Source organism: Providencia sp. PROV188, assembly GCF_027595165.1.
Lineage (GTDB): Bacteria > Pseudomonadota > Gammaproteobacteria > Enterobacterales > Enterobacteriaceae > Providencia > Providencia lanzhouensis.
In genome coordinates this window covers 1,753,341-1,768,280 of sequence record NZ_CP097291.1, presented here as the reverse complement: position 1 = coordinate 1,768,280, position 14,940 = coordinate 1,753,341, and the positions used below count along the sequence as shown (strand labels likewise).

Annotated in this window: 9 protein-coding genes; 3 read left to right on the top strand and 6 right to left on the bottom strand. The window is 42.1% G+C overall.

Annotated elements, in window-relative coordinates; all coding sequences use genetic code 11:
* Nucleotides 1–511: 511 nt before the first annotated feature.
* Both pntB and pntA read right to left on the bottom strand, forming a co-directional pair.
* Nucleotides 512–1,900, bottom strand: coding sequence for a Re/Si-specific NAD(P)(+) transhydrogenase subunit beta (pntB, locus tag M5X66_RS08005; RefSeq protein ID WP_036948336.1), 1,389 nt, complete (start codon nucleotides 1,898–1,900; stop codon nucleotides 512–514).
* A gap of 13 nt (nucleotides 1,901–1,913) precedes the next feature.
* Entirely contained in the window at nucleotides 1,914–3,443 is a 1,530-nt protein-coding gene (gene pntA, locus M5X66_RS08000) for a Re/Si-specific NAD(P)(+) transhydrogenase subunit alpha (protein WP_154599294.1), read from the bottom strand.
* Nucleotides 3,444–3,830: 387 nt separating this feature from the next.
* Here pntA and ydgH point away from each other — a divergent pair, with 387 nt between their 5' ends.
* On the top strand, nucleotides 3,831–4,781 hold the full coding sequence (ydgH, locus tag M5X66_RS07995; RefSeq protein ID WP_036948148.1) for a DUF1471 family protein YdgH: 951 nt from the start codon (nucleotides 3,831–3,833) through the stop codon (nucleotides 4,779–4,781).
* Nucleotides 4,782–5,112: 331 nt separating this feature from the next.
* The gene (locus tag M5X66_RS07990) at nucleotides 5,113–6,504 is read left to right on the top strand and encodes an amino acid permease (protein ID WP_036948151.1); all 1,392 of its coding nucleotides are present in this window, start codon (nucleotides 5,113–5,115) and stop codon (nucleotides 6,502–6,504) included.
* Nucleotides 6,505–6,899: 395 nt separating this feature from the next.
* Here M5X66_RS07990 and hrpA read toward each other — a convergent pair whose 3' ends face one another.
* Complete coding sequence (gene hrpA, locus M5X66_RS07985) at nucleotides 6,900–10,799, bottom strand: ATP-dependent RNA helicase HrpA (RefSeq protein WP_270103992.1); 3,900 nt, start codon at nucleotides 10,797–10,799, stop codon at nucleotides 6,900–6,902.
* 222 nt (nucleotides 10,800–11,021) lie between these two features.
* Here hrpA and M5X66_RS07980 point away from each other — a divergent pair, with 222 nt between their 5' ends.
* The gene (locus M5X66_RS07980) at nucleotides 11,022–11,621 is read left to right on the top strand and encodes an FMN-dependent NADH-azoreductase (protein WP_036948157.1); all 600 of its coding nucleotides are present in this window, start codon (nucleotides 11,022–11,024) and stop codon (nucleotides 11,619–11,621) included.
* A 99-nt stretch (nucleotides 11,622–11,720) separates the two neighbouring features.
* Here M5X66_RS07980 and M5X66_RS07975 read toward each other — a convergent pair whose 3' ends face one another.
* From M5X66_RS07975 to M5X66_RS07965, 3 genes are read right to left on the bottom strand one after another with little or no spacing between them, the layout of a single operon-like run.
* On the bottom strand, nucleotides 11,721–12,050 hold the full coding sequence (locus tag M5X66_RS07975; protein WP_036948161.1) for a YdbL family protein: 330 nt from the start codon (nucleotides 12,048–12,050) through the stop codon (nucleotides 11,721–11,723).
* The gene (locus M5X66_RS07970; RefSeq protein ID WP_036948339.1) at nucleotides 12,047–12,232 is read right to left on the bottom strand and encodes a YnbE family lipoprotein; all 186 of its coding nucleotides are present in this window, start codon (nucleotides 12,230–12,232) and stop codon (nucleotides 12,047–12,049) included. Before M5X66_RS07970 ends, M5X66_RS07975 begins: the two co-directional genes overlap by 4 nt.
* A gap of 38 nt (nucleotides 12,233–12,270) precedes the next feature.
* Nucleotides 12,271–14,913: a YdbH family protein gene (locus M5X66_RS07965; RefSeq protein ID WP_336432855.1), complete on the bottom strand. Its 2,643-nt coding sequence runs from the start codon at nucleotides 14,911–14,913 to the stop codon at nucleotides 12,271–12,273.
* Nucleotides 14,914–14,940: the final 27 nt, after the last annotated feature.

Genomic DNA, 14,940 nt, shown 5'->3' with positions numbered 1-14,940 from the left:
CCTCTTTTTATAAGTTAATAGGAAAAAATGATATTTTTCTGTTTATTCTTGTGTTAATTTAATGCTAATAAATGACGTAAAATAAAACGTGTTTTTATTAAGTTTTTTGTCCCTCTTTTTATATATTAAATTTATGTATTTAATATATGTCAAATCATGAAATTGCGAATATCCCGTAAATTAGCATGATCTGCTGAATCTATTAGATTGGTAAATTTAGCATTCTTTGCTTTTTTATTTAATAACTCGTTTCTGTCTTATATAGCCCTTACCTGATCAATTATCTTATGCTAAAATTGACTCATATCAATAATTTTAACCTGATTGAGCATTTAATATGATCCCAGAAAAAAGAGTTGTTCGTCGCATCCAGTCTGGTGGTTGTGCTATTATCTTTCTAATGACCATTCTTAATTACTCATGATTCGATTAATAATAAAAAACAAAATATTCAGATATAAAAACGCCCTGAATTCAGGGCGTTTTATTTTATATTGTCAATGATAAGCAATTACAGCGCTTTTAAAATTGCATCCACGCTGGCTTTCGCATCACCAAATAACATTTGAGTATTTTCTTTAAAGAACAGTGGGTTTTGTACCCCTGCATACCCTGTATTCATTGAGCGCTTAAACACAACGACATTATTTGCTTTCCAAACTTCTAACACAGGCATACCCGCAATTGGGCTGTTTGGATCCTCTTGTGCCGCTGGGTTCACGGTATCATTCGCGCCGATAACCAGCACCGTATCTGTTTCGGCGAAATCATCATTGATTTCATCCATTTCTAATACGATGTCATAAGGAACTTTCGCTTCCGCTAACAGTACGTTCATGTGCCCCGGTAAGCGCCCTGCAACTGGGTGAATACCGAAACGAACATTGATACCACGTTCACGCAGTTTTGCCGTAATATCATGCACCGGATACTGCGCCTGAGCTACCGCCAGACCATAGCCCGGAGTGATGATCACTGAAGTGGAGTTTTTCAACATTTCAGCCACTTCTTCCGCTGTCGTTTCGCGGTATTCGCCCATCTCTTCTTCAGAACCTGTTGATGAACCATCAGTACCAAACCCGCCAGCAATAACACTGATAAACGAACGGTTCATTGCTTTACACATGATATAAGAAAGGATAGCACCCGATGAACCAACTAAGGCCCCTGTCACGATAAGTAAGTCATTACTGAGCATGAAACCTGCCGCTGCCGCTGCCCATCCTGAATATGAGTTCAGCATGGAAACAACCACTGGCATATCTGCACCACCGATAGAGGCAACTAAATGCCAACCGAAGGCTAATGCAATCGCGGTCATGATCAACATGACAAACACTTGTAAGCCAACGCTGTCAGTTTTAACGAAAATAACCAGCAAAATAAATGAAACGACTAAGGCTGCAAGGTTAAGCTTATGGCGATTTGGTAGCATCATCGGCTTCGATGACATTTTTCCTGACAGTTTGCCATAAGCCACAATTGAGCCTGTAAACGTGACCGCACCGATGAAAATGCCCAAGAAAACTTCCGTTAAATGAATATTTTCCATCACGCTACTGGCATGACCTTCACTTGCAATAAAGCTGTTGAAGCCCACAAGTACCGCTGCCAAACCCACAAAGCTGTGCAAAATAGCAACCAGCTCAGGCATTTCGGTCATTTCAACTTTTTTGGCTAAACGAATACCAATTACGGCACCGATCACCATTGCCACAATCATCCAACCCACATTCGCGCTATGAGGTCCTAAGATGGTTGCAATCAGGGCAATCCCCATACCGATAATGCCGTATGTGTTCCCTCGTTGAGAACTTTCATGGCGAGATAGCCCCGCAAGGCTGAAAATAAATAGGATAGCAGCAACGATGTAGGCTGCTGTCACAACTCCACTTGACAACATAAGTTACTCCTTATCCCTTACGAAACATTTTTAACATACGTTGAGTTACTGTGAACCCACCGAAAATATTGATGCTTGCGATCAAGATCGCAATAAAGGATAAGAAACTTACCCAGCCACCGCTGCCAATTTGCAGCAATGCACCAACAACAATAATCCCTGAGATGGCGTTAGTGACCGACATCAACGGGGTATGCAGCGCATGGGTGACGTTCCACACCACGTAGTATCCCACCACACAAGCCAACGCAAAGACGGTAAAGTGCGATAAAAACTCGGCTGGAGCTGAGTTGGCGAACCATCCAAACAAGATGATAGCCAGTGCCATCAGCGCCATTTTGGTTACCGGTGACATCTTTTTCTCTGGCGCTTTCACCTTTTCAACGGCTTTCGGCTTCGCTTGTGGCTGAGCTGAAACTTGAATTGGCGGTGCTGGCCAGGTGATTTCGCCTTGCTTGATAACCGTAACGCCGCGAATGACTAAATCATCAAAATCAATCGTGATTTCGCCATCTTTTTCTTTGCATAACAACTTCATCAAGTTAACAAGGTTAGTACCATATAGCTGAGATGATTGCGTTGGTAAACGGCTTGGTAAATCGGTGTAACCGATGATTTTGACACCATTATCGGTGACAACCAATTTATCCGCTTGAGTCAGCTCACAGTTACCGCCCGTTTGTGCAGCAAGATCAACCACCACACTTCCTGGCTTCATTGATTCAACCATCTCTTTGGTGATCAATTTTGGCGCAGGTTTACCCGGAATAAGCGCTGTCGTTACAATGATATCCACGTCTTTTGCTTGTGCAGCAAATAGCGCCATTTCTGCCTTAATAAAGGCTTCAGACATCACTTTCGCGTAACCATCTCCACTCCCCGCATCCTCTTTAAAATCTAATTCGAGGAACTCAGCACCCATACTTTGAACTTGCTCTTTCACTTCAGGGCGAGTATCAAATGCGCGAACAATTGCGCCTAAGCTACCTGCTGCACCTATCGCAGCCAGGCCCGCCACACCCGCACCGATGATCATCACTTTTGCTGGCGGTACTTTACCAGCAGCAGTAATTTGTCCGGTGAAGAAGCGTCCAAACTCATGAGCTGCTTCCACAATCGCGCGGTAACCAGCGATATTTGCCATTGAGCTCAATGCATCAAGCGATTGCGCCCTAGAGATACGCGGCACTGCATCCATTGCCATTACGTTGATATTACGGGCTTTTAATGCCTCCATTAACTCAGGGTTCTGCGCCGGCCAAATAAAGCTGACTAAAGTCGCCCCTTCTTTTAATAAAGGAATTTCGTCCGACAATGGTGCATTCACTTTAAACACAATATCCGCAGAAAATGCGCTCTCACGAGAGACAATTTCTGCACCAGCTTGCTCATAAGCTGCATCATCAAAACTTGCTAAATGTCCCGCATTTTGCTCAACACACACCGAAAAACCCAATTTTAACAATTGGGTGACTGTTGATGGTGTAGCGGCAACACGCGCTTCATTGGCAAGTCGTTCTCTTGGTATACCAATTCGCATAATATTCCCTTTTTAAAGCTCGAAGTAATCTATGTTGTAGGTTATTCGCCAAAAAAATGACTGCCTTATCAAAAGGAAAAGTCCTATTTTGTCGTTGAACAGATGTAAAATGTTCTAATAACCTACTGAAATTAGCCTTATTGATCCATAATTGATCACGATTCTAAGACAGTAAATGGAATTCACCGTGGAAATCTTAGTTTTAGGTCAATAAAATACTGGATACTTTAAAAAAACTGGTAAATTTGACTAGTCAATCATTATTTGTGTCTTATAAAAATAAAATAGTGCGACAACATGGGCAGTTACGTGTAATAATCACCGCCATGTGTTACAACTATTATTCAGCATGTTTATAATAAATTGCGCAAGGCGGAAGGATTTTGTATGAAGCTGAAAACTACGGTCATCGCAGCCGCGGTGCTATCATTAACTAGTATAACCGCTACACAGGCGGCTGTTGAATTAACGCCAAAACAGGCTACCGAATTACAACCTTATGAGCGTATAACCGTCACTGGGCGTTTTAATGCTATCTATGAAGCATCCGATGCAGTTTCCCGTAGGGCTGATAAGATGGGGGCTTATGCCTTTTACATTCAAAGCCTTGATGATATAGGTGACAGTGGCAACATGCGTGTTGTTGCTGATGTGTACGCAAAAGATGCATCAAAACGTGAAGAATCTGCTCGCCGAGTTTTCGGTGGTGTTGAAGAAATGTCTAAAGCGGACGCAAAAGTGTATCAGCCTTTTGATGCCGTCACTGTAAGTGGTTTCTACCCATCTGAACCGGACTTATACGAAGCAATCGCGAAAAAAGCCAAAGAAAAAGATGCAGCCTCATTTTATGTGGTTCGCAACGTAGCCATGAATGACGGTGGTAACACTTTAGCAACCGCATATATCTATAAGAAAGATGCACCTAAGCGCCAAATTCAAAAAGAAGAAGCAGTTGTTCCTGCTGATTCAGAGGCGGGTCGTGCGTTATTAGCGCAGGGTGGTGAAGCTGCTGATAAAGTTCTGATCCCTGGCGTTGCAAGCTCAGAAGAACCAACCGAAGCTGTTGGTCGTTTCTTCGAAACGTCCTCAAGCCAACCGGGTCGTACTAGCGTGACATTACCAAGTGGTTATGTCATTGAAGAAGTGAACAAAACAGCAGCAGCCATGATGGTTCCATTTGATTCCATTACTTTCTCCGGTTATTACACTAATACCCCAGAAGTTCGTTATCAAATCGCCAAACGTGCAGAAGCTAAAGGTGCAAAATACTACCATATCACTCGTGAATGGCAGTCGAATGGTGGCAGCGTCACCATCAGTGCAGACCTGTTCAAATAGTCGATAGCTCTACTTTATTATGAAAGCCAGCTTAAATATTAAGCTGGCTTTTTTTGTTTGCATTGCCCTACTTCCTGATACCTATTCCTGAACAGCTCAAATTAGCACTTTATAAAATGTGAGCCTATTTACCATAAATAGCGAAAGTGAATAAAACATCTTGTTCTGTGCATATTTTCCCATTGCATCTGGCGCATTTCATTCGTAGAATCCACACTCTAATTTAGCAGGTGATCCAACTGGATTTAAAAGCTGTGACAGTGAATCCATTTATAGCATTGCTATCTTAACGTGATTTTAACTTTTGATTGCACAACAACCAGGATATACATTGAAAAATACATTAAGCCTTACTGCACTCACCGCGCTAGTTCTTAGCTCAATGGTTGGTGCTGGTGTATTTAGCCTTCCTCAAAATATGGCTGAAGTGGCAAGCCCATTAGCATTAATCATCGGCTGGTCCATCACGGGCGTAGGGATCTTATTTCTTGCATTCTCTCTTTTACTCCTTTCCAGAATTCGTCCTGACCTGGATGGCGGAATATTTACTTATGCAAAAGTAGGATTTGGTGAGTTTATTGGCTTTTGTTCTGCATGGGGCTATTGGTTGTGTGCTGTTGTCGCCAACGTTTCCTATTTAGTGATTGTCTTTGCCGCGATCAGCTTCTTCACCGATACACCGGATAACATTGTGTTTGGCGATGGTAATACTTGGCAAGCTCTAATCGGTGAATCTATCTTACTGTGGGTTGTGCATTACTTAGTTCTTCGCGGTGTGCAAACTGCGGCGGGGATCAACAAACTCGCCACGATGGCGAAATTAGTCCCTCTTGGGTTATTTATCGTACTCGCATTCTTTGCCTTCAAGCTCGATATTTTTGATGCCGATTTTAGCGGTATTGACCTTGGCATTCCCGTTTGGGAACAAGTAAAAGACACCATGCTGATCACTCTGTGGGTCTTTATTGGTATTGAAGGGGCAGTCGTCGTCTCCGCTCGGGCGAAAAACCGCCGAGATGTCGGTCTAGCTACCATTTTTGCGGTAAGCTCCGCATTAATTATCTATATTCTTGTCACCCTACTATCTCTTGGGATCATGCCTCGTGCCGATCTGGCTGAGATTAAAAACCCGTCGATGGCGACTTTAATGGTCTCTTTAATTGGCTCTAGCGGTGACATCATTATTGCCGCAGGTTTGATTATCTCTGTTTGTGGCGCGTATTTGAGCTGGACAATTATGGCCGCTGAAGTTCCGTATATTGCCGCACAATACCAATCATTCCCTAAAATTTTCAATAAATTAAATAAGAATGATGCACCATCTTCCTCGTTATGGTTCACCAACGGTGCAGTTCAACTATCATTAGTGCTAATTTGGTTAAGTGGCAGTAACTACAATACTCTGCTGACTATCGCTTCAGAGATGATTTTGGTTCCTTACTTTTTAGTCGGTGCCTTTTTAGTCAAAGTTGCTTATCAACGTCATAGCAAAGCCCTGCTCGCGGTTGGTTTTGTTGCTGCTGTCTATGGATTATGGCTGTTGTACGCATCTGGATTGATTAACTTAATGCTCTCTGTAGTGCTGTATGCGCCGGGGATCATTATTTTTCTGTATGCCCGTTCACAGCAAACAGCAAAAGCCCCACTGAAGTTAATAGAGAAAATCTTAGCATTTGGAATTGCAATAGCCTCAGTGCCAGCGTTATATTCCCTATTAGCTTAATCCCGCTCTTTAGTCGCGAGCTAAATTTAACGTATTGAATTTAGCTCGCTTTGTATTATCTTCTTTTCCCCTGACCAACCTCCTCGCTTTTTACAATTATCATCCTTTTGGTGATGTAGTTTTTGAATGACTATTCACCAATACAGAAATTCAAAAAACGATAAGCCCCAAACCACGCTAGCAAGGCAAATATATTGCAGACAACTCAGTTGTTAATGTAGGCATGGTAAAAACCATTAGTATGTTGTAACTAAAATGAGATTGGGTAGTAAAGCTTATCCGTAATTAATAATTTCACAATAAAAAATGCGCGAGCGGTACCGTTACCACATCACGCATTTTTATCTTATTAAACAATAAATTATCCCCAGCCTAACGCTATCATTGACCCCTAGCTATAGTTGCTGCGTTAAACTTTCCATGGTTTGAATGATCCGTTTATCCGATATCGGGTATGGCGTTCCAAGCTGTTGAGCGAATAAACTCACTCGTAACTCTTCAATCATCCAGCGAACTTCCTGTACTTCCGGTAACTGCTTTTGTAGTGGCGTTAGTTTACTCATCCACTGCTGCCACATGGTTTGTACGTGTTCAACTTTGCTCATCTGAGCACGGTCACGATTTGGATCGATAGCTAACTTTTCCAATCGGCGTTCAATTCCGTTTAAGTAACGCAAAATATCCGGTAATCGCTTCCAGCCCTGCTCTGTCACAAACCCTTTAAATACCAATCCTGACATTTGAGCTTTGAGATCAGACAATGCGAGCGCCATCGAAAAATCAACGCGGCCTTTCAACCGTTTATTGATAGCAAATACAGCCGTTAAGATTTGCTCAACTTGTTTGGCGATATTCACAACCACATCGTTCAATTCCGCTCTCGCATACTCTTTCAATGATTCGAACTGCTCTTCAGTCCATACCGCGCCGCCATAAGTTGCAATCAGCTGATCAATACCACACGCGATACAGTCATCAATTAACTCAAGCACTTTACCGTAAGGGTTAAAATAGAGCCCCAATTTGGATTTATTCGGCAGCTTTTCATGCAAATATTTGATTGGCGATGGAATATTCAAGAGTAATAATCGCCGAATTCCGCCCCACATTGCTTGCTGTTGTTCAAATTCGGTTTCAAAAACACGGATCCCCACACTGTTCTTTTCATCCACTAACGCTGGATAGGCTTTAACTGAATATCCTCCGCGTTTTTGTTCATAACGTTGTGGCAACTCTCCGAAACTCCAAATATGCAAGCCACTTTGTTCAATACCATCATCCACAACCTCGGACAGTGTTTCTTGCACTTTTTCCTTAAGGCTATCTTTTAAGACATCCAGATCTTGCCCTTCCGCGACAGTTTTATTTTTGTCATTCACCACTCGGTAGGTCATTTTTAAATGTACTGGAAGTTGGTCTAACTGCCAAGCTTCACGCTCGACCGTAACCCCCGTCATTCGGCGCAGTTCACGTTCTAGTTTATCTAACACGCTGCCTTCTGGGGTCGGAACTCGCTCCAAAAATGCAGATGCATAGTTTGGTGCAGGCACAAAATTACGACGGATAGGTTTAGGCAATGATTTGATTAACGCAACGATTAATTCATGGCGCAGACCCGGTACTTGCCAGTCAAAGCCCACATTTTGCACCTGATTCAAAATAGCTAATGGGATATGAACGGTGACTCCATCGGCATCAGTGCCTGGTTCAAACTGGTAGCTTAAACGGAATTTAAGATCGCCTTGATGCCAATAATTCGGGTAATCAAGCGCCGATACATTTCCTGCATCTTCTTTGATCAGCATATTTTTTTCAAAACTGAGCAAATCCGGTTGCTGTTTTGATACAGCCTTCCACCATTTATCAAAATGGCGAGAGGAAATCACATCATTCGGGATACGCTGGTCATAAAATGCAAATAGCGTTTCGTCATCCACTAAAATGTCACGGCGACGTGATTTGTGTTCCAGATCTTCTACTTCTGATAACAGTTTTAGGTTAGCTCTAAAGAACGCGTGACGGGTATTCCAGTCACCTTCCACCAGTGCATGACGAATAAAGAGTTCGCGGCATAATAATGGATCAATAGAGCCATAATTGACTTGGCGTGAAGCAATAATCGGTAACCCGTATAAAGTCACTTTTTCCGATGCTGTGACAGCACCTTCTGATTTTGACCAATGGGGTTCGCTATAGTGGTGTTTCACTAAATGCTCAGCTAGAGGTTCAATCCATTCAGGATCAATCGAAGCCGCAATCCGCCCCCACAACTTTGATGTTTCAACCAGTTCAGCAACCATCGTCCACTTCGGTGGTTTTTTGAATAAACCAGAACCTGGGAAAATAGTAAATCGCGCATTTCGCGCTCCCGTAAACTCGTGTTTTTCAGCATCTTTCTGGCCGATATGTGAGAGCAACCCTGCCAATAGCGAGACATGAATACTGCGAAAATCTGCTGGAGCACTGTTGATAGCAAACCCTTGTTCTTTCACGACTTGACGCAACTGCGTGTAGAGATCTTGCCACTCGCGAATTCGCAAATAATTAAGGAAATCCTGACGGCACATTTTTCTAAATTGTGCGTTAGATAATTCTTCTTGCTGCTGTTTTAAATAATCCCACAGATTTAAAAATGCCAGAAAATCCGATTGCTTATCATGGAAACGTCGGTGTTTTTCATCAGAAGCTTGCTGTTTATCAAGTGGTCTTTCGCGGGGATCTTGAATCGATAATGCCGAAACGATCACCATTGTTTCGCGTACCGCGCCATACTTTCTGGCTTCAATCACCATTCGCGCTAAACGCGGGTCAACGGGGAGCTGTGCTAGCTGGCGTCCGATATCGGTTAATCGATAACCTTTATCTGCATCTTTGTGAGGTTGGATCCCACCAAGCTCTTCCAGTAATTTGACACCATCTTGAATATTACGCTTATCCGGTGCTTCAACGAATGGAAATGCCGCAATATCCCCAAGTCCGATTGAGGTCATCTGTAAAATGACCGACGCCAGGTTGGTTCTTAGGATTTCAGGATCGGTGAACTCCGGTCGAGATAAGAAATCCTCTTCAGAATACAAGCGGATACAGATACCGTCCGAAACACGGCCACATCGCCCTTTACGCTGATTGGCAGAGGCTTGTGAAATCGCTTCGACCGGTAAGCGTTGTACCTTGGTGCGATAACTATAACGGCTGATACGTGCATAACCCGTATCAATCACATACTTGATCCCCGGAACCGTCAGTGAGGTTTCTGCCACGTTCGTTGCGAGAATAATTCGGCGACCACCATGAGGATGGAAAATTCGGTTTTGCTCACTGTTAGATAACCGTGCAAATAGCGGTAAGACTTCCGTATGGCGCAGCTGTAGTTTGGATAGTGCATCAGCGGTGTCACGAATTTCTCGCTCACCACTCATAAAAATCAGAATATCGCCGGCACTTTCACGCCCTAGCTCATTAACAGCATCGATAATACCGTCAATTTGGTCGCGTTCGCTGTCATTGTCGTCCCCCATAATTGGGCGATAACGCACTTCAACTGGGTATGTTCGCCCTGAAACTTCAACAATTGGCGCATGACCGAAGTGTCGAGAGAATCGCTCTGGATCAATCGTCGCTGATGTAATAATGACTTTTAAATCAGGGCGCTTAGGCAATAATTGACGTAAATAACCTAAAATAAAATCAATATTTAAACTGCGCTCATGGGCTTCATCGATAATAATTGTGTCATATTGCAATAGCAATTTATCATTCTGCAATTCCGCCAGTAAAATACCATCCGTCATTAATTTAACTTGGGTGGTATCGCTCACTTGGTCACTAAAGCGGACTTTATAACCGACATTTGTACCTAGCTCACACTCTAACTCTTGTGCAAGTCGCGAAGCCACTGAGCGAGCCGCTAATCTTCTTGGCTGAGTATGACCAATAAAGCCCTTCACGCCACGGCCCAGCTCTAAGCAAATTTTAGGGATCTGCGTGGTTTTACCTGACCCCGTTTCACCAGCAATGATCACCACTTGATGCTGATTAATCGCATCAAAAATAGCTTGTTTTCTTTGGCTAACTGGTAAGTTTTCAGGATAAACAATTTTCGGCATATTCAGACGTTTTTTCTCAACCTTCTGTTTTGCCTTTTCAATATCCCCTTTGATGACTTCGATAACTGCCATACGAGATTTTTGATCTTGTATTTTTGAGATGCCGTGAAGGCGTTTCTTCAGTTGCCATTGATCACGCAGTGATGTTTGTTCAATGTCAGCATGTAATGCTGATAGAATGGAATCCATTCTTAAATCCTTATTTTTCAATTCATTATAACGCCACTCATCAACCTATAATCATGTGGTGGCTAAAGATAATATTTAGGTTTATTTTATGATTTTAGTTATTTCATACAAATACCATCAGTTTTTTTGAAGTATGACTTCTAAATTTCTTCCTATTAATCTGCCACATACCGAGTATCATCATTATCTGATGAGATAGACACATGAGTTTCGAGGAAAATAATGAGTAAAGTACTACTATTGAAATCAAGCATTTTGGCAGATTATTCACACAGCAATAAAATGGCTGATTATTTTGTACAACAGTGGCAAGAAAAAAATCCCGATGATGAATTTATAGTTCGAGATTTAGTTAACCAGCCGATCCCTGCGATTGATGGCGAAATTTTAGCAGCTTTTGCACCTACTGACACTAAAACTGAGCAGCAACAAGCACATTTAAACCTATCAAATCAACTCATTGATGAGATTAAACAAAGCGATGTTTTAGTGATCACCGCACCGATGTACAATTTTTCAGTGCCTTCTCAGCTGAAACATTACTTTGATTTTATCGCCCGATCTGGTCATACCTTTAAATATACCGAACAAGGTGCTGTGGGGCTATTAACCAATAAGCGTGCATATGTTCTGACTAGCCGAGGCGGGATTTATAAAGATACACCAACGGATATCATGGTGCCTTACATCACCCTATTTTTGAATTTCATTGGCATTAAAAACATTGAATTTGTTTTCGCGGAAGGCACCTCGTTAGGCGCTGAATCAGCAGAGAAAGCGCAATCACATGCGAAAAACCATATTGATTCACTGATTGCTTAACAGTATGCCTCGTTAAATAACGCTTTACTGCTGGTTCTTAATTTAGCATCGAAAATAATGCGCACTTATTTCATCTAAAATTAAAAATAGTGCGCATTTTTATTTTTTCAGCATCCATTGCCCATTAATACCGCGTACATATTCTCCCGCGGGTGCACGTTCAACCAATTTTTGCCCTGCCATTCTTGCGACATCGTTGGTTTTAAGCCCATTTTTATCTGCAATTTCTGTATATCGGTTTTTTCTTTCAGTATTAATATGTTCAACCAATTGCTTTGCATCTGCACTACTTTGGTCAATTACCGCCAAATATCCTGATAAGGTTTCCCCTACCAGACCGTGAGTTTTACCTTCTTCCACAGTCAGAGCAAATGCAGAAAATATGCTTAATGTGGAACATAACGTGACGACTTTAAACCAGTTCATCATTTTGCAGGTACCTCACCGAATAGATCGCTGTTTTCTTTCAATAACTCTTCGACTTGTCGGTCAGCTTTAATTTGGATTTCATGTTCAATCTTAACATTCATATTGATGTTAATTGGCTTATCTGGCGTAGCGACTTCTACGCGTAAACATGCCGTTAATAGCGATGCCATTGCCATCATCATGATCAATTTTAATGTTTTCACGTTAGTCCTTTTCTCTTCTATATATTCTTTTCAAGCCATTCTTCTAAGCCAGTGCCAAAACGTAAGCTACGCCATAACTGAAAAATATTCTCTTCATGGTGATAATTTAAGTGAACTTCACGTTTCTTGGCTTCTTTGGTGTTATATCCTTCAAGAATAGTCGACATGGTGAGTAATCCCAAGTTGGTAACATTCACATCCGTACGACTGCGTTGAATTTCAAGATATTGTAGCCAACCAATTGCCGATCCCGCTGAAATATTATCTTTGGCGATAGACTCCACAAAATTGGTATCTAAGCGTAATGTCAAAGGCCCACTATTTTCCATCCATCCCCCTTTAATAATCCAATCAGGGTTATTCAGGTAAAATGGCAACTCGCCATTTACTCGACCAGAAACAGCAAATTGTGAGACTTTTAGTTTTGTGAATAATTCGCTAAGTTCCACTTGGTGGACACTTATCGTCGCGGGTTTATTTTGTGGCCAACGAAGTAAATCGAGATTAATTTCACCACCTAACATTTTAAATCCAACATTACTCAGTTGGATCGGATGCGTTTCCGTTGGAGGATATGTTCCCGATAAATCCGCTTTGATATCGGTGAATTCGAATAAGTTCGAGACATGTTTTATTCGTAATTTAACGGGCGATTTTTCACCTAATGTCCACGTACTATTATGTAATTTCCACGGCAAGACAAAATCCAAACCATTAAGCTCACCATCCTTCATCCATAAGCTCGTATTTTGCACTCGCCAATGCCCACCAGCAATAAAACCATTTTCTGGAGTCATGGAAAAAGCGGCTTGAGAAAATAGTTTACCCTCCCGTAATTCAATATTTAGGTCTTTCGGAATTAATGTTTGAAATGCTTTCACTGACTGCTCTGGCCAACGTGCTTCACCACGCAGACGTTCACCGTCCCAGCGCCCAAATATCACGATAGGTCCTACTTGCCTAGTACTTAAATCCCCTTTTAACTGAAAACTGGCTGGGGATGTACCTTTAAGTTCTGCATTCGCCGTAATTTTAGGTAAATAGCTGTCAGCACCAAATAACATTCGATTACTAGTTAATTGCAATGCGCCATAAAAATCAGCTTTTGCTGGGTCTCTCTGCCAAACCAGTGGCGATGTCAATTTAAGGCGTGGAGCAGACATGGAGAGTAAACCATATTTAATTTGGTCAAATCCCGTATTTAAACTATTGAGCGTTAATCGTGTATCTTGCCAATTACCGTTACCTTTCACATCCCAACGAGCGGCTAACGCGGGTAGCTGAGCATTTCCCCAGTAATTCCAGAACCATTTACCTTTATCAATATTAAACTTATTCGCGCTACCATCGAGGTGAATATCAAAATCCCCCCAGTACTGTTCTTTTACTTTTAAAATCGCTTGTAAGCGCCCCGAAATTCCGTCGGCATTTAAACGCGTACCCGCCAAAGGTAAGCGTATTTCCCGTAACAGAATTGTCGGTGAAACCTGCCCATAGGCTCTCATTAATGAGCCGGGCATAAATGCAACGGTGGGTGAAACCAACTGACCTGCAATTTTTGCTGGCAAATTGATATCCAGCACCATGTCATCGTATTTCACTTGACCGTTGAGTCTAAAATCAATATTTGCATCGAGGAGATTGATACGGCTAGGTTCAAGGGTAAGAACTAAGTTAGCTTTTCCTTTTTTTGCATCAGTCAACATATTCAAACGTCCTGAAACCACAAACTCACTCAGGGCTTGATTCCAGTTATCAATTTGAAATGCAATTCCACCATGAAGTGGAACTTGTGCATCATCCCAGCGCCATTGGCCATCCGTTACGATCACTTGTGATGATGAAACCTGCCATGGAAGATGGAATAATTCTTGTTGCTGCTCAAGATCCGTCACAGTCAGCAATCCTTGGTCGCGCTGCCAATGCAATTTTGTATTTAAGCGTTTATTTAACTCAATAAGCTTAAATTGCGCTTCGATATCTCCCGTTTCGGGCAGTTGAGCCGTCGTCAGAGGTAAAGCCAATTGCGCGGTTAATTCAATATGTTGTGGCTCTTCTTGTGGCTTACGTTGATCCAGTGTTTGCAACTCTTCTAACGCTAATGTGCTCTGAGGTAATGTTGCCGAAAATTGCTGCACAATCAGTTGATTTTGTGAATTAACAAAAGAAGAAACCCGTACATTTTCCCCCTGATAATCCAACATAAGTGGAGAATCAGCGGTACTGCGTAACCATAAACTCCCTTGATATTGTTCCCAAGAATGCAGTGTGATTTTATCAATGACGAGTGAAAATTGAGGGAGTGCATCCAGTATCTCGGTGATATTGATAGGAGAACTTGGTGACTCCTCACTCGTTTTGATGCTATCCAAACATTCCGCATTAACATCAAGCCCATCAATTTTGGCTCTAATCGGGAAAAAAGAGATTCTGGCATCCGTTACTGTGACAAGAGAACAATTATTTGCACTTAATCCCACACTCGGGAATCTAATTTGATGATTAACAAGTTGTGGCTCAGAAAGTGACAGCGTCACTGGCGGCGGTAAAAAATGACTCGCAACAATGGGCGCCCAACGGGTTAATGTTGACCATAATATGATTAGGAGCACAACACTCACCCCTAATAAGAAAAACAGTATTTTTATTGCCCGTTTCATGAATATTCTCTGAGCATCATCTTCATG